Source organism: Pseudomonas sp. MT92 (assembly GCF_058792515.1).
Map to the genome: position 1 here is coordinate 511,200 of NZ_JBXAFA010000002.1, position 14,336 is coordinate 525,535.

Here is a 14,336-nt window from a genome sequence, read left to right on the forward strand (position 1 = left end):
CCCGGCAAAGCGTTATGCGGATTCGCGTTGCCGGGCTTGATCCGTTAATCAGGCCTCGATGTGCAGCCCCTGTGTTCTCTCGATCGGCTCCTGTCTGGCTTTCTTACGTAGCTGATCCAGCCAGGAATCTGTTGATGTCAGTTCCAGCGCGCTTCTTTTAAACAACAATCCATAGTCAATCATCTTGTGGAAGTTATTCAGGTCCAACGTCACCTTGCCCTCGAACTGTTTTTTATCCAGTTCGACTAGCTCAACCACGGCCTTGGCGTGGTTGAACGTCAAGGATTGCAGGTCCTTTCTCTTGTTTAACAGGATGTTCAACGTGTCCTTTTCCCAGTCCGTCAGGACGTTCGGGGGCGCAGTGACTTGCAACTGGCCGTTATCGGCGACCGTGTAGCCGAATGGTTTTGCGGCCAATTGGGGCCATTTGCTGTGCAGATCTGCTTTGAAGTCGGAGTAGATTGCGTCGATTTCTTTGAGCGCATCGGCTGCGCGGGATTCTTTTGCCCAGAGGATTGTAAATCTAAAGCTGTCTATCCGACTGTATAGACCAACGTACCCGGCGCCTAAAGGGGATGTATCAATAAAAGCCTCCACTGCATCCAAGTCATCCATGGTGAGGCCTGTAATTGTAGGAGCCTGGAGTTTCTCGATGGCCAACCTCACTTTCTTATCAATCAGCGGCTTTTCTGCTTCGTCTGTCGGGTTTTGTTCAGTGGTTGCCTTCACCATTTTCGGGTTGGGCATTTGAGTTGATGCAGCGGCATTTATATTCATATCAACTTCTCGTCATGGGGATTCCATGTTGCATAACGGCCGAAACGGGAAATGGATGACCTGATAAATGCGTAGGACAAATCCGAACAACAAGTAGGTATTTTCGAGCAGCTCGTTGCTGACCAAGATAAAAGGCCTGCTGTAACGCCAGCGATAAATATGTACCGTCTTTTACAAAGAGGAGAACGTTTAAATACAGATGCCTGCTTGGGCACAACCGCTCCAGAACTTTTACTTCTGGCATCTGATTTAAATTATGAGAACGTCATCATGTGGATTACTTGTTTTAAAAGCACCGGGGCACGCTCGGTATTGTTGTTTTGGGGAATGTTCCTGGCGGCCGGCGTAGCACCGGCGATATCTTTTTTGAGCGCATCAGCTATTCCGGCCATTGCCTCTAAAATTCCGACGGCGACAACGGCACTGCCCGATAAACTGAATACCCTGGAGGACAGTCTGGCTGACGAAACGGATGTGAAGCATTACAGCTTCACAGCTGTACGAGGGCAAGATGTGTGGATTCATGCAAAACAGCAGAAAGGCTCGCCAGTGACTCTTGAATACAATCGCAATGGCACGTGGGTCGCTGTTCCTTGGGGGGCCCCCTTAACGATGTCCGACTTACAACCGAATCAGGAAATTCAGGTTCGCATTTCGAAGACGTCCTCCACTCCTTACGTGCCGGGCAGTACCTACAAAATTGAATTTGGTTCAGCGCCCTATTACGCCGACAGCCGCGTCGTCGGCGATGCCAGTGAGCTACCGCTCTACTGGGCGAACACCCAGGCCTATAAAGTCTTGAACTGGTCGGTCCGATTGGCGGATTCGACAGGACACCCGCTCGAAGGCGCCACGGCTACCTTGATATTGAACAAGGGGGCGGGCGAGACCAACACCCCTCTTATGACAGATAGCACAGGCAGTGCGGTGCAAGGCATTGAGTTGGGCAGTTGTCATGGCCGTCTGAAATCTGCCCCGTTCTGGACCAGCAGCGGCAAGTATTACTATCAATGGGAGGTTGAATACAACCTGGGCTATTGGCTGATCCAGATTCAAGGAAAAGAAGCCTCAGGGGTGGGAGGCCACAACGTGCCGAACGTTTCGTTCGCGCATATCTGTTATCAACGGATGTTGCATAACTAAGCATCAGAATTCCGAATAAGAAGCAGGTATTTTCCAGAGGGTTATTGTTGGCTGTTGCTCAGCGATAACCCCGCGCCTGCAGATCGAACAACTGCGCATAACGCCCGCCCTGGGCCAGCAGATGCTCATGATCGCCGCGCTCGAGCACCTTCCCCTGATCGAGGACGATGATGTGGTCGGCGTTGCGCACGCTGGAAAAACGGTGGGAAATCAGCAAGGTCATGCGGTCCTGGGTGTGCTGGCTGAAATGCTCGAACACCGCGGCTTCCGCCGCCGGATCGAGCGCCGAGGTCGGCTCGTCCAGAATCAGGATATCGGCATCGCGACGCATGTACGCGCGGGACAACGCGATCTTCTGCCACTGCCCGCCGGACAACTCCTGGCCACCGGCAAACCAGCGCCCCAGTTGCGTGGCATAGCCGCGATCCAGACGCTCGATAAAGGGCGCGGCCATGCCCTCGGCAGCGGCCTCCTGCCAGCGCTGTTGATCGTCGAACGCCAGGGTGTCGCCCACGCCGATGTTCTCGCCGACGGAGAACTGGTAGCGAATGTAATCCTGGAAAATCACGCCGATACGCCGACGCAATGCGTCTTCCTCCCAGGCCTGCAGGTCGCTGCCATCAAGCAGGATGCGCCCCTGATCGGGCCGGTATAAGCGGGTCAACAGTTTAATCAGGGTGGTCTTGCCCGAACCGTTCTCCCCCACCAGCGCCAGGCTGTGGCCGGGGACAAGGTGCAGATCGATGCCTTCCAGCGCCGCACGACTGGCGCCCGGGTAACGAAAACCGACGTTCTCGAAACGCAAGCCATCGCCGGGCACCGCACCGACGGTAAGGTGGCCCGTGTCGACCACCACGGGTTCGGCCAGATATTCGTAGAGGCTCGAGAGGTAGAGGCCATCTTCGTACAGACCGCTGATGGCGCTCAGGCTGCTGCTCACCGCCGTCTGACCCTGTTTGAACAACACCAGGTACATGGTCATCTGTCCGAGGCTGATGCTGCCGTGCACGGTATCGACCACCACCCAGGCATACGCCAGATAAAACGCCCCGGTGCCCAGCAAGCCGAGAACGAATCCCCAGCCATCGCGGCGCAGGGTCAGGCGCCGGTCTTCGGCGTAGAGACGGGCAAACGTATCGCGATAGCGCTGCAACAACAGCGGCGCGAAACCGAACAGTTTGACCTCCTTGATGTAGCCCTCGTGGGAGAGCAGCGTCTCGATGTAGGTCTGTTGCCGGCTCTCTGGCGCACGGCGGGTAAACAGGCGAAAGGCGTCTCCGGAAAAATGCGCCTCGGCAAAGAACACCGGCAGCGCACCGACCACCAACAGCACCAGCGCCCACGGCGAAAAATGCACCAGCAGCACGCCAAAACTGATCAATACGATCAGGTTCTGGATCAGCCCCAACGACTTCATCACCAGGGCCAACGGGCGGGTCGAGGCTTCGCGGCGTACCCGCACCAGCTTGTCGTAGAACTCGGAATTCTCGAACTGCACCAGCGACAATGTCTGGGCCTTTTCCAGAATCATCGTGTTGACCTTCTGCCCCAACTGCACGCGCAGCAGCGACTGCTGGACCGACAGCGCGCGCTGGGTGGCGGACAATAATGCCAACACACCCGCCTCCATCAGCACATAACGCACCACCGGCCACAACGGCGCACTGCCCTGTTGCGCATGCAACTGCATGGCGAACACCACGGCGTCGACGATGCGCTGCCCCAACCAGGCCGCGAGCGCTGGAAGAACGCCGGCAATCAGCGTCGCCAGTACCAGGCCGAGAAACAACCCGCGCGAGGTACCCCAGACCAGCAGCAGGGCTCGTCGGGCCTGGTCGAGCAGTGAGGTGAAGCGAATCAGTAAGGCGCTCACGCCTCGGACTCCACTGAAGTGCCGGCCCGCTCCCCCTGATACCGGGCCCGATAGCGCCCCGGGCTCTCCCCCGTCCACTTCTTGAACGCGCGGTGGAACGCACTCGGTTCCTGAAAACCCAGCTGTTCGGCGATGTCGCTGATGCTTGCCCGACTTTCACGCAATTGCTCGAACGCCACGGCACGCCGTACTTCGTCTTTGATCTCTTGATAGGAACACCCTTCACGCTCGAGTTTTCGGCGGAAGGTGCTGGGGCTCAAATGCTGTTCGAGGGCGAAGGCCTGCAGGGTCGGCCAATCACTGTAATGGCTGCTGCGCAAACGCTGATGCACCTGGGACGCCAGGCCATGCTGGTTGCGGAAGCGGATCACCAGCCATTGCGGCGCGGTGCGCAGGAACACTTTGAGCGAAGCCAGGTCCTGAACCACCGGCAGACGCAGATAGTGACTGGCGAATTCTATTTCGGTGCGCTCGGCGCCAAAGGTCAGATTCGGCCCCCAGAGCAGTCGGTCATCGCTCAGCGGCAGACGCTTGTGGCGAAAATCGGCACGGTCGATCGGAATGCGCCGGCCACCGAGCCAGCACAGCAGACTGATCATCAGCACCAGGTACGTTTCTTCGCCGAAGCGGCTGGCGTCTTGGGTGGCCGAATGGCTGTCAAGGCTGATGACCGCGCGTTTGCCGCGCACGGTCAGGGTGCCGCGAAAGTCGCGCAGGAACAGGCCGAAATTGACCAGGCACTGGCGCATGGCCTTGTGTAGGTCGGGCTCCTGAATCAATGCCCGGCAAATCAGGGCGAAAGCGCCCGGTGGCATGCCATGGGAGTCGAGCCCGAAAAACTCGTCGTTCAATTCGCGGATCTGGATCAGCCACAAAGCCGCAAACGCATTGGCCGGCACCCGCGCCATGGGCTGCCGGATCACCGCCGGATCGATGCCGGCCTGCTCAAGCACGGCCCGCACACGCTGCGGGTCGTCCCCTGTCCCGTGGAGCATTGCCTGTACGAAGTAGGCGGCCACTGAGTCCTTTTCCCGCATGTGAACGCTTCACTCCCCATCACCCGAAATGGCAAAAAACATCAGTGCCGTTGAACAGTTTCGGCATAGGACAACCGCCCCGCCAGCTCTAGACTCCGGGCCAATAGTACGCCTTCGGCCATCACGGCGGCCAAGGTATCGCAAGGTTTGACTCGAAGGACGGCAAGATGAATCTGCAAAACATTGGCGTGATCGGCGCCGGCACCATGGGTAACGGTATTGCGCAAGTCTGCGCCCTGGCCGGTTTCAACGTGACCTTGATCGATATCTCCGAGAGCGCGCTGCAAAAAGCCCTCGCCACTGTCGGCAAAAATCTCGATCGGCAGGTCGCCAAGGAAACCCTGACGCCGGAGCAAAAACTCGCCGCCCTCGACAAGATCCGCACCAGCACCGATTACGCCAGCCTGAAAGGCGCGCAACTGGTGATCGAAGCGGCGACCGAGAACCTCGATCTGAAACTGCGAGTGCTGCAACAGATCGCAGCCCAGGTCAGCACCGACTGTGCAATCGCCTCCAACACCTCGTCGCTGTCGATCACCCAACTCGCCGCCAGCGTCAGCCAGCCTGAGCGTTTCATCGGCCTGCACTTCTTCAATCCGGTGCCCGTGATGGGCCTGATCGAAGTCATCCGCGGCCTGCAGACCAGCGACACCACCCATGCCCTGGCACTGGAAATGGCGACCAGACTCGGCAAAACCGCGATCACCGCCGGCAACCGTCCGGGTTTTGTGGTGAACCGGATTCTGGTGCCGATGATCAACGAAGCCATCCTGGTATTGCAGGAAGGCCTGGCCAGCGCCGAGGACATCGACGCCGGCATGCGCTTGGGCTGCAACCAGCCGATCGGCCCACTGGCGCTGGCGGACCTGATCGGCCTGGACACCCTGCTGGCGATCATGGAAGCCTTTTACGAAGGCTTCAACGACAGCAAATACCGTCCGGCGCCGCTGCTCAAGGAAATGGTCGCCGCCGGTTATCTGGGACGCAAAACGGGGCGCGGCTTCCATGCCTATGCCTGAGCGTTGCTCGCGTTTCGCCGAATACCGGGACAAGGTGCTGGAGCTCTTTGCTAGCAAAGGTTTCGGTCAGGTCGGCATGCGTGAGCTCGCCACGTGCCTGGGGCTTTCCCCAGGCTCGTTGTATCACCATTACCCGAGCAAACAGCACTTGCTGCTCGATCTGATCGAGGAGTTCTACGAAGAGCTGTTGGCCACCCTCGGCCGTATCGAGAAAAAAGCCCCGGCCAGGCGTGATCGACTCAACAATGTGATCCGCGCGCACTTGAACCTGCATCGCGACATGCCATGGCATTTTCGTCTGGCAGAGCGCGACGGCGGCTGCCTGAATGAAGAGCAACAGGTACGGGTTCAGCATCTGCGCGAGCAATACGAGCGCAAGTTGCTGCTGATGCTCGGCGCGCGTTCGCGGTTCAGTGAGGCGGGCCAGTTGGCGGCCGGGCACGCCATTGCCGCGCTGCTCAACAGTGCGCCCACCTGGTTGACCTCGCACACACTCGATGAACGCGAGCACGACGAGCTTCTGGAAAACATGGTGAGCGGCGCCATCGAACGCCTGCTGGCGCCACGCCGCGCGAGCGAGGCAATAAGCCTGGCCTCGTCTATCGAGAAAACATCTAAAAAAACCCAGGTTCCCGCCACGATTTAGCGCTTTGCTTGCCGGGTCAATGCCATCGGAATTTTGCCGTCGAACGCAACGTCCAATCCGATGTGCACCTTCAATGACCGGGAGCCGAACCATGAAAATCAATCCCTACCTCATCTTCAATGGCGACTGTAAAGCCGCGTTCACCTTCTACGCCCAAAGCCTGCAAGGCCAGATCGAAGCCATGATGACTTTCGGTGAAACCCCTGCCGGCGAACACATGCCCAAAGACCTGCACAACCTGATCATTCACACCCGCCTGCTGGTGGGCGATCAAGTGCTCATGGGCTCGGACACCACGCCCGATCGCCCGGTGGACGACATGAGCGGTTGCTCGATTTCCCTCAACGTCGACAGCATCGCCGAGGCCGAGCGGGTCTTCGCCGCACTGTCGGAGGGCGGCAGTGTGCAAATGCCCCTGGATGCCACGTTTTGGGCGGCCCGTTTTGGCATGCTGGTGGACCGTTTTGGCGTGTCATGGATGGTCAACTGCGAAAAGGATCAGTGAGCACGCCTTGCTGATCGCGATGCTCAAGGCATGAAAAGCCCGACCGGCAGAGGTTGGGCTTGCTGGCAACTCTCGGGCCGTCTGCTACCGTCAAATAGTCACCCGCATAGCAGCGACCTTTCGGAGGATCCCCTATGCCAGTCCATGACCTGTCATGGTCCGCCCGGTTGAAACTGTCGCTTCTGGCTGGCGGGCTCATCGTCACCCTGCTGACTCTCGGCGGGTGCGCAACCGTCGACGCCCGAACGACCGCTTATGTCGGCGTCGAGCATCCCGCGCCAACACTGCCCAGTGAAGTGGTCGTACTGCGTACCGAACCGCTGCGCCCGCATGTTCGATTGGGTGAAATATTGATTGACGCCAGCGTCGATCCCGCGCCACCCATCACCCAGGTAGAAGAAAAACTGCGGGATGAGGCGGCCAAGCTCGGGGGCGATGCGGTGGTGGTGGTCTATGACCATATTCAAGCGGTGGGTGCTTATGTCAACGGGCCACTATGGGCTCGCGATGTACAGACCATTGAGGGACGCAAGCTTAAAGGGATCGTCATCAAGTACCGATAGTGTGATCCTGCGCCGCGTGGCCAAGGCAACCTTTCGTCGTAAATGAAAACGGAACGACAACTGGGCCCCTGTCTGGCTTAGGGTTTGCAAAGGCCCGACGTAGCACCCCAGAACGACATAATTCTGACGCGGCTGCGCCTCAATTCAACGCTTAAGGACGCCAGCGATACGCTTGGTCAGTCACCGGAGATGTAACGTGTCAACTCTCAATGAAATCGCAGCGAACCACGCGAGAATGGCCAAGGCAAAGGAAGAAGAGTCGACCGGACTGAGTGAGCGACAGCTCCATGTGGTGGGCAGTATCGAAATCCAGTCCGTGGATGCGCAGCAGCATGTGCCACTGCACCTGATCGCTGGCACGCAGGACAATAACCTTGGACAGGCGATCAGCTACTCGCTCTGACTGCGGTGAACGTTGCGCATGCCCGACAGTGTTCACACCGGGGCATGCGACGATGCCAGACATTCAGGGCGAGGAAATCAGCCCATCGCCCGGCAACGGACATACCTGACTTGCCCGAGGCAAACGCCAGTCGCAAACCGTCCGGCGTGAACGCTTTATCACGGTAACGGCTGGCGGCCGCTAGTCAAAGAACGGCTCAACCTCCGTCCGGCTGCCGACAAAGAAGCTGTCGGCCACCAGTCGCAGCGGCTGGAGGTCCAGGTCACTGGCTTTGTCGGCAATCAACTGCTGAAAATGTCGATACACCGCCGCGTACTCGCCCTCCTCCGACACGGCCTGGCGCACGCCATCAATACTCAAGCGCGCCCCCCCGTTGTCCAGTCGCAGGATACCTTCGGAGCAACGAATCTCGATGCTCCAGAGTTCGTCATGTCCGTGGTCGAAATCGAACTCCGCGCGAACATCGAGGTGGCGCGCGTCAGACATTTTGATGGAAGCGGCGATGGGCGACTGGCAGTTTGCGGGGACTCGCAGTTCGGCTGACTCAACGAACAGCGGCAGCGGCAGCAGATGGGTGGCAATCGACAAGGCGTTGATGCCCGGATCGAAGACGCCCAGGCCACCAGGTTGCCAGATCCATGCCTGGCCGGGGTGCCATTTGCGAACGTCTTCCTTCCAGTCGATCTGCACGCTTTGCAGGGTGCGGGTGGCCAGCCAGTCACGGGCGGCTTCGATGCCGGGCGCATAGCGTGAATGCCAGGCGAACAATCCGCTGACCCCTTGCTCCCCGGCCTGATCCACCAATGCCATCGCCTCGCCCAACGTGGCGCACGGCGGTTTTTCCACCAGCACGTGCTTGCCAGCGGCCAGCGCCTGTCGGACCAGGGCGAATCGCCCCTGGGGTGGCGTGCAAAACGCTATCGCATCGACATGCGGGCCGCGTTCGAGCAACTCGCTCAGGGACTGAAAATTCTCAACCCCGGCGCAGGGCCGCCCTTGCGTGGCGACCGACACTAACTGGAACGCGGGGTTGGCGTTGATGGCTGGAACGTGTTGATCCTGGGCAATCTTGCCGTAGCCCACCAGACCGAGACGAATCGGTTGCATCAATGACTCCTGTTTTTTTGTACTTATGGGTTGACCGGGATTGAACCACTGTTTGTCTCGGCCGGGTAATTTTCGGCGGCCTTGAAGGCCGGTTTTTTCTTCCTGACGCTCCCTTCGCCAGCGCTCAAATTGGCCCGTGACGGTTGCCTGGAGGTCGTGCCCGCCAGGCAATCGGCGCAGGCCGCTTATTTTTGCAAAACAACCAGCGGAGTGTCCTTCTTGACGATGTAGGTCGCCAGTTCCGAACCGGCGGTCGTGCCGATGTTCGTCGCGGTGTGGGCGGTTCCTTCCGGAATGTAAAGCGAGTCACCGGCGTTGAGCGTCACCGCTGGCTGCCCCTCGAGCTGATACTGAAAGGTGCCACTGATGACGTAAGCCACTTCCACACCGGGGTGCGAATGCCTGGGTGCTGCGACCCCCGGCTCGAAGTCAACGCGGACCTGGATCACTTCGCGGTCGGAAACGCCCAGATCACGTTTCACCAGATCCGTGCGATGCAGGCCTGTCTGCCAGCTTTTCGCCGCAGACGTCTCGTGAGCCGCTTCAGCCTGTGCCATCCCCGCGAATGCACAAAGGGACACGGCGGCGGCCAGGGCGGCAGCAAACCTGCCGAGAATCTTATGGGTGTTGAAACGAGGCATTGAATTTCTCCGGTCAGTGCACGGTAAACGCCGAGTCGGGTTTCGCTCATGCAGTGAGTCCATTTCGAGTCAACGGTGTATCTCCCACATGTCCGACTGACCGGTTTTTTGTATGCCGAGGTCGCTGGCGACACTGGAGATACACAGCAATACAAACCCACTGGGCGCATACGTTTTCCGGCTTTTTCCCCGCGATCCACACCTTCACGCATTCGCCTCGGTGCGGGGCCAACAGCTGCGCGCACTCCGATCTGCATCTATAGGCGAGACCTATGCAAAGGATTGCATATCGGTCTTGGACGCTATCGAACAAACGGCAGAGGATTGCTTCACACCCAAGCAACACCCAACCAGCAACCCCGACAGGAGATTCACCATGCAACAGTCTCACGCTTACAACGACACCAGCCTCGAACTGACCGCCAAAATCCTGGACGCCAAGGCTCGCAAAAACCTCTCCTTCGAGGACCTGGTTGAAGGCACCGGCCTTGGTCTGGCTTACGTCACCGCCGCTCTGCTCGGTCAGCACCCGCTGCCAGAAAACGCAGCGAACGTGATCGGCAAGAAACTGGACCTGGACGCCGATTCGGTAGCCCGCCTGCAAATCATCCCGCTGCGCGGCAGCCTGTCGGGTGTGCCGACCGACCCGACCATCTACCGCTTCTACGAGATGATCCAGATCTACGGCACCACGTTGAAAGCCCTGGTTCACGAACAGTTCGGCGACGGCATCATCAGCGCAATCAACTTCAAACTGGACATGAAGAAAGTCGAAGACCCGGAAGGCGGCCACCGTGCAGTGATCACCCTCGACGGCAAGTTCCTGCCACTGCGTCCTTTCTAAGGACGCAACCGGACCTGTCATTCGGCCCGCAGCCTTTGCGGGCCCGCTTCAAAACCGACCGAACCCGCTTCTATCAATCAGCCCATTTGAAAGGAGGACGCGTCATGCAAAAAATTCTGTTTCTCGCCCTGTCCCTGACGGCCTCGCTGTCAGCCTACGCACAGGGACCGGTGGTCGCACCAGAAGCCGTTCCCTATGCCTACGGCATGCATCTGGATATCGCCAAGGTGATCAACATCACCCCGGCCGCGGATGTCTGCGGTCCGACGCCCGTGCAGATGACTTACAAGGACTCCCACGGCGATACCCGAACGCTGGAATACAACGTGATCGGTGCCGGCTGTACCAACTGATCGTCACTCAACCATCAAGCAATCAATGAAAGGTACGCATCATGAAAGCGCTCATCGAAGGTTTTTTGAAGTTCCAAAAGGAAGCGTTTCCACAACGGACGGACCTGTTCAAACACCTGGCCACCACGCAACACCCAGGCACGTTGTTCATCACATGTTCCGACAGCCGCGTGGTACCGGAGCTGCTGACCCAACAAGAACCCGGTGAGCTGTTCGTGATTCGTAACGCCGGCAACATTGTGCCGTCCTACAGCCCGCACCCGGGTGGCGTGTCGGCCACTGTCGAATACGCCGTGGCCGTGCTGGGCGTGACCGATATCGTGATCTGCGGCCATTCCGATTGCGGTGCCATGACCGCCGTCGCCAAGTGCACATGCATGGATCACCTGCCTGCCGTGGCCGGCTGGTTGCAACATTCCGAATCGGCCAAAGTCATCAACGAGTCACGCCCTCACGCAGATGAAGCCGCCAAAGTGAGTTCGATGGTGCGTGAAAATGTCATCGCTCAACTGGCCAACATCCAGACCCACCCGAGCGTGCGCCTGGCCCAGGAAAAAGGCCGGCTGAATCTGCATGGCTGGGTCTACGACATCGGGGCCGGTTCGATCGACGCCCTGGACGCCGATAACAAGACGTTCAAGTCCCTGGTCAAGCACCCGACGACCTGCGCCGTGCGGGCCCGTGCCGAAAAAGCCGTTGCCTGATCAGGCACTGACTCCAGCCGTATAGGCGGCAATGTCGGCGACCGTCGGCTTGTCACCGGCCAGGAATGGACGTTGGCCCAGCTCGTCTTCCATGACTTCAAGCAAGCCATGGGAGCGTTTGATGGCGTCTTCGGTGTCATAACCGGCGCCAGATATGGTGATCAACCGCGCGGTGGCAGGCCGAGTTCACCCAGCGTAATGATCGCTGTCGATATCTCGATGATGTGCACGGCTCTAATCGCCCACCGTGGTTCCTGACACCAACTCCATGAAGGCGACGGAAGCTGCGCTGTGGTAGTTGTTTTTGCGCCGCAGTAACGCCGCTCCGCGTCGAGGTCCGTTGTCCATCAACGCGAGCTTGCGCAGGGCGCGGTCCTGGGTAGCGATCGGCTCGGGAAGAATGGTGGCGATCGCCGTGTGCCGGATGACTTCCAGCAGTGTGTTGACCGAGTTGACCTCGATCGCCACCTTCGGCGTGATCCGCGCACTTGCAAAGTACTCATCGATACAGACGCGAGTGACGAAGTCCGGCGTCAACAGGGCAAACTCCAGTTGAGCAACCTGCTGGGCCGTCAATGGCGTCTTGCAGTCGTACAGCGGGTGATCGCGCCCGACCATCAGCCCCAGGGTTTCGATAAAAGCCGGAATCGATTCGATGTCCGCATTTCTCACTTGGTCAAATGCGATCGCGATATCCAGCGAATCCTCCGCCAACCCGGTTTCGATATCGTCCATCGACAATTCAAAGATTTCCAGATGGATGTTGGGATAGCGGTTTTTGTAGTCGCGTACCAGTGGCCCGACGAGATACGCCATGAACGTCGGTGTCATGGCCAGGCGCAAGGTGCCCCGGGACAAGTCCTTCACATCGTGCAGTGCGCGCTTGCCAGCGGCCAACTCCACCAGCACGCGACGCGCGCATTCGATGTAGGCCTGCCCCGCGTCGGTCGGTTTCACTGTCCGCGATGTTCGGTCGAACAGCACAACGCCGAGCGACTCTTCCAGTTGCCGGATCTGTTGGGACAAGGTCGGCTGGGAAACATGCAACGCCTCGGCAGCGCGGGTAAAGCCGCCGTTGTCCGCGACGGCCAGTAAATAGCGCAAATGTCGTAGCAGCATGCGGGTTCCCCTCGATAGGCTCTGCTTATGCGCTGCATTGTATTCGCTCCTGGACGCTATCGGTCAGTCGACAGCAGCAGGCTACAACCCCAGGGGCACGGCTTGGCGGGCATCGCCTGATCGTTCATGCCAGATCGCGGCCTGGATTGTTTCACCCAGCACAATTGAGTCATGACAACCCTGCTGGCTCTCTGATTGCGCCGGGATAGCGAGACTGGACACAGAAGCCATTGCCACTTTTGACGCACACGCGCTGTGCTGTCCTTGCAGGGAAACGAAATGACTTACGACTTTGATTTATTTGTAATCGGTACAGGTTCCGGCGGTCCCGACGCTGGCGACATCATTCGTCATAGAGTCACGGAGCTGACCTTCACATCGCCTCGGCATGCCTCGGTAACCCTATGGAGATCAGGGCTGCGAGCAACACGAATGCGCTCGATATCCACAAGCACGCACCCAGTCCATACACCTGATAAACCCAGCCGGAGAGCACCGTGCCTGCCAACCGTCCCATGGCGTTGGACATGTAGTAAAACCCGACATCCAGCGACACGCCGTCTTCCTTGGCGTATGACACGATCAGGTAGCTGTGCAGCGAAGAGTTCACCGCGAACAGCGCACCAAAGACCATCAATCCGCCGAGCAACACCCCCTGTTGCGACAGCCCGGTATCGAGCCCCAGAGCAATGGCCGCAGGCAGGCCCGCCAGCGCCAGCGCCCATAGAAACGCCGCACGACCATCGGGTACGTGCCCACGTTTCTTGCCGGTGATGGCGGGCGCAAGGGACTGGACGATGCCGTAGCCAATCACCCAGGCCGCCAGGAAGCCCCCGACCGCCCAGAAGTCCCAGCCGAACACGCTGCTCAGGTACACCGGCAAGGCCACCACGAACCAGACATCGCGGGCGCCGAACAGGAACATCCGCGCCGCCGAGAGGATGTTGATTGCCCGGCTCTTGGACAGGATGTCGCGAAACCTGGGCTTGGCTTTGGCCTTGCCCAAGTCCTTCTTCAACAGGATCAAGCTGCCGATCCAGATCAGCGCCAGGACACCCGCCATGGCCAGCAAGGCACCTTTGAAGCCGATCGATGCCAGCAGGGCCCCGCCCAGAAAGAAGCCGACACCCTTGAGTGCGTTCTTCGAGCCGGTGAGGATCGCCACCCACTGGTAGAGCTTGCCCTGCCGCCCATCCGGAACCAGAAGCTTGATGGAGCTTTTGGCGCTCATCTTGTTCAGGTCTTTGGCAATCCCCGACAGCGCCTGAGCCCCCATCACCCACGGGATGGTCAGCCAGGCGCCAGGCACCGTCAGCATCAGCAGCGCCGCGACCTGAAGACCCAGCCCGATGTTCATGGTCCGGTTAAGACCCAACCGGGCGCCGAGGTAACCCCCCACCAGGTTGGTAATCACGCCAAACAGCTCGTAGAACAAAAACAGGGCCGCGATTTGAAGGGGGCTGTAGCCCAACGCGTGGAAGTGCAGCACCACCAACATGCGCAAGGCGCCGTCGGTGAGGGTGAAGGCCCAGTAATTGCCCGTGACCAGCAAGTACTGCCGCACTTCCGGAGCGAGGGCTGACAACGCTTTCATGACCGCTC

General features: G+C 59.1%; 17 protein-coding genes. 9 read left to right on the forward strand and 8 right to left on the reverse strand.

All coding sequences use genetic code 11. The features are described 5' to 3' along the window. Positions 1-48: 48 nt before the first annotated feature. A complete protein-coding gene (locus tag AC1Q6D_RS05440) occupies positions 49-777 on the reverse strand; it encodes a hypothetical protein (protein ID WP_103405542.1) in 729 nt (242 codons plus the stop codon). 159 nt (positions 778-936) lie between these two features. Between AC1Q6D_RS05440 and AC1Q6D_RS05445 the strand changes: the two genes are divergently transcribed. After that, positions 937-1,920 carry a hypothetical protein gene (locus AC1Q6D_RS05445; protein WP_146041512.1) on the forward strand — a complete coding sequence of 328 codons (984 nt, stop codon included), beginning with the start codon at positions 937-939 and terminating at the stop codon, positions 1,918-1,920. A 58-nt stretch (positions 1,921-1,978) separates the two neighbouring features. On the opposite strand, the gene AC1Q6D_RS05450 is transcribed toward AC1Q6D_RS05445, so the two are convergent. Next, complete coding sequence (locus tag AC1Q6D_RS05450) at positions 1,979-3,793, reverse strand: ABC transporter ATP-binding protein (RefSeq protein ID WP_103405544.1); 1,815 nt, start codon at positions 3,791-3,793, stop codon at positions 1,979-1,981. Next, complete coding sequence (locus AC1Q6D_RS05455) at positions 3,790-4,830, reverse strand: AraC family transcriptional regulator (RefSeq protein WP_103405545.1); 1,041 nt, start codon at positions 4,828-4,830, stop codon at positions 3,790-3,792. Before AC1Q6D_RS05455 ends, AC1Q6D_RS05450 begins: the two co-directional genes overlap by 4 nt. 167 nt (positions 4,831-4,997) lie before the next feature. On the opposite strand from AC1Q6D_RS05455, the gene AC1Q6D_RS05460 reads away from it, so the two are divergent. The 5 genes from AC1Q6D_RS05460 to AC1Q6D_RS05480 all read left to right on the forward strand — a co-directional run bounded on the left by AC1Q6D_RS05460 (position 4,998) and on the right by AC1Q6D_RS05480 (position 7,966). Then, positions 4,998-5,849, forward strand: coding sequence for a 3-hydroxybutyryl-CoA dehydrogenase (locus tag AC1Q6D_RS05460; protein ID WP_103405546.1), 852 nt, complete (start codon positions 4,998-5,000; stop codon positions 5,847-5,849). After that, a complete protein-coding gene (locus AC1Q6D_RS05465) occupies positions 5,836-6,495 on the forward strand; it encodes a TetR/AcrR family transcriptional regulator (RefSeq protein WP_103405547.1) in 660 nt (219 codons plus the stop codon). Before AC1Q6D_RS05460 ends, AC1Q6D_RS05465 begins: the two co-directional genes overlap by 14 nt. Positions 6,496-6,586: 91 nt before the next feature. Then, positions 6,587-7,000, forward strand: coding sequence for a VOC family protein (locus AC1Q6D_RS05470; RefSeq protein ID WP_103405548.1), 414 nt, complete (start codon positions 6,587-6,589; stop codon positions 6,998-7,000). A 134-nt stretch (positions 7,001-7,134) separates the two neighbouring features. Next, on the forward strand, positions 7,135-7,563 hold the full coding sequence (locus tag AC1Q6D_RS05475) for a hypothetical protein (protein ID WP_103405549.1): 429 nt from the start codon (positions 7,135-7,137) through the stop codon (positions 7,561-7,563). Between the two features lie 196 nt (positions 7,564-7,759). Then, positions 7,760-7,966: a hypothetical protein gene (locus AC1Q6D_RS05480; protein ID WP_047530768.1), complete on the forward strand. Its 207-nt coding sequence runs from the start codon at positions 7,760-7,762 to the stop codon at positions 7,964-7,966. A 180-nt stretch (positions 7,967-8,146) separates the two neighbouring features. On the opposite strand, the gene AC1Q6D_RS05485 is transcribed toward AC1Q6D_RS05480, so the two are convergent. Both AC1Q6D_RS05485 and AC1Q6D_RS05490 read right to left on the reverse strand, forming a co-directional pair. Further along, entirely contained in the window at positions 8,147-9,073 is a 927-nt protein-coding gene (locus AC1Q6D_RS05485; RefSeq protein ID WP_103405550.1) for a Gfo/Idh/MocA family protein, read from the reverse strand. Between the two features lie 185 nt (positions 9,074-9,258). Next, positions 9,259-9,714 (reverse strand): cupin domain-containing protein, encoded by a 456-nt coding sequence (locus tag AC1Q6D_RS05490; RefSeq protein ID WP_103405551.1) that lies wholly within the window; start codon positions 9,712-9,714, stop codon positions 9,259-9,261. A gap of 376 nt (positions 9,715-10,090) precedes the next feature. Between AC1Q6D_RS05490 and cynS the strand changes: the two genes are divergently transcribed. The 3 genes from cynS (at position 10,091) to AC1Q6D_RS05505 (ending at position 11,615) form a co-directional block, all read left to right on the forward strand. Further along, positions 10,091-10,558: a cyanase gene (cynS, locus tag AC1Q6D_RS05495; protein WP_047530774.1), complete on the forward strand. Its 468-nt coding sequence runs from the start codon at positions 10,091-10,093 to the stop codon at positions 10,556-10,558. Between the two features lie 104 nt (positions 10,559-10,662). Beyond that, positions 10,663-10,911: a DUF2790 domain-containing protein gene (locus AC1Q6D_RS05500; protein ID WP_047530776.1), complete on the forward strand. Its 249-nt coding sequence runs from the start codon at positions 10,663-10,665 to the stop codon at positions 10,909-10,911. A gap of 41 nt (positions 10,912-10,952) precedes the next feature. After that, positions 10,953-11,615 (forward strand): carbonic anhydrase, encoded by a 663-nt coding sequence (locus AC1Q6D_RS05505; protein WP_103405552.1) that lies wholly within the window; start codon positions 10,953-10,955, stop codon positions 11,613-11,615. Here the strand turns inward: AC1Q6D_RS05505 and AC1Q6D_RS05510 are convergent, their stop codons facing one another. The 3 genes from AC1Q6D_RS05510 to arsJ all read right to left on the reverse strand — a co-directional run bounded on the left by AC1Q6D_RS05510 (position 11,616) and on the right by arsJ (position 14,328). Further along, complete coding sequence (locus AC1Q6D_RS05510; RefSeq protein WP_103405553.1) at positions 11,616-11,780, reverse strand: glutathione S-transferase C-terminal domain-containing protein; 165 nt, start codon at positions 11,778-11,780, stop codon at positions 11,616-11,618. 69 nt (positions 11,781-11,849) lie between these two features. Continuing rightward, entirely contained in the window at positions 11,850-12,734 is an 885-nt protein-coding gene (gene cynR / locus AC1Q6D_RS05515) for a transcriptional regulator CynR (protein ID WP_090463194.1), read from the reverse strand. Positions 12,735-13,107: 373 nt separating this feature from the next. Beyond that, positions 13,108-14,328 (reverse strand): organoarsenical effux MFS transporter ArsJ, encoded by a 1,221-nt coding sequence (arsJ, locus tag AC1Q6D_RS05520; RefSeq protein ID WP_103405554.1) that lies wholly within the window; start codon positions 14,326-14,328, stop codon positions 13,108-13,110. Positions 14,329-14,336 lie beyond the last annotated feature (8 nt).

Coding starts and splice junctions, on each gene's coding strand:
- AC1Q6D_RS05440 (WP_103405542.1), bottom strand. CDS start 777: ATGAATATAAATGCCGCTGCATCAACTCAAATGCCCAACCCGAAAATG.
- AC1Q6D_RS05445 (WP_146041512.1), top strand. CDS start 937: ATGTACCGTCTTTTACAAAGAGGAGAACGTTTAAATACAGATGCCTGC.
- AC1Q6D_RS05455 (WP_103405545.1), bottom strand. CDS start 4,830: ATGCGGGAAAAGGACTCAGTGGCCGCCTACTTCGTACAGGCAATGCTC.
- AC1Q6D_RS05460 (WP_103405546.1), top strand. CDS start 4,998: ATGAATCTGCAAAACATTGGCGTGATCGGCGCCGGCACCATGGGTAAC.
- AC1Q6D_RS05465 (WP_103405547.1), top strand. CDS start 5,836: ATGCCTATGCCTGAGCGTTGCTCGCGTTTCGCCGAATACCGGGACAAG.
- AC1Q6D_RS05470 (WP_103405548.1), top strand. CDS start 6,587: ATGAAAATCAATCCCTACCTCATCTTCAATGGCGACTGTAAAGCCGCG.
- AC1Q6D_RS05475 (WP_103405549.1), top strand. CDS start 7,135: ATGCCAGTCCATGACCTGTCATGGTCCGCCCGGTTGAAACTGTCGCTT.
- AC1Q6D_RS05485 (WP_103405550.1), bottom strand. CDS start 9,073: ATGCAACCGATTCGTCTCGGTCTGGTGGGCTACGGCAAGATTGCCCAG.
- AC1Q6D_RS05490 (WP_103405551.1), bottom strand. CDS start 9,714: ATGCCTCGTTTCAACACCCATAAGATTCTCGGCAGGTTTGCTGCCGCC.
- cynS (WP_047530774.1), top strand. CDS start 10,091: ATGCAACAGTCTCACGCTTACAACGACACCAGCCTCGAACTGACCGCC.
- AC1Q6D_RS05500 (WP_047530776.1), top strand. CDS start 10,663: ATGCAAAAAATTCTGTTTCTCGCCCTGTCCCTGACGGCCTCGCTGTCA.
- AC1Q6D_RS05505 (WP_103405552.1), top strand. CDS start 10,953: ATGAAAGCGCTCATCGAAGGTTTTTTGAAGTTCCAAAAGGAAGCGTTT.
- cynR (WP_090463194.1), bottom strand. CDS start 12,734: ATGCTGCTACGACATTTGCGCTATTTACTGGCCGTCGCGGACAACGGC.
- arsJ (WP_103405554.1), bottom strand. CDS start 14,328: ATGAAAGCGTTGTCAGCCCTCGCTCCGGAAGTGCGGCAGTACTTGCTG.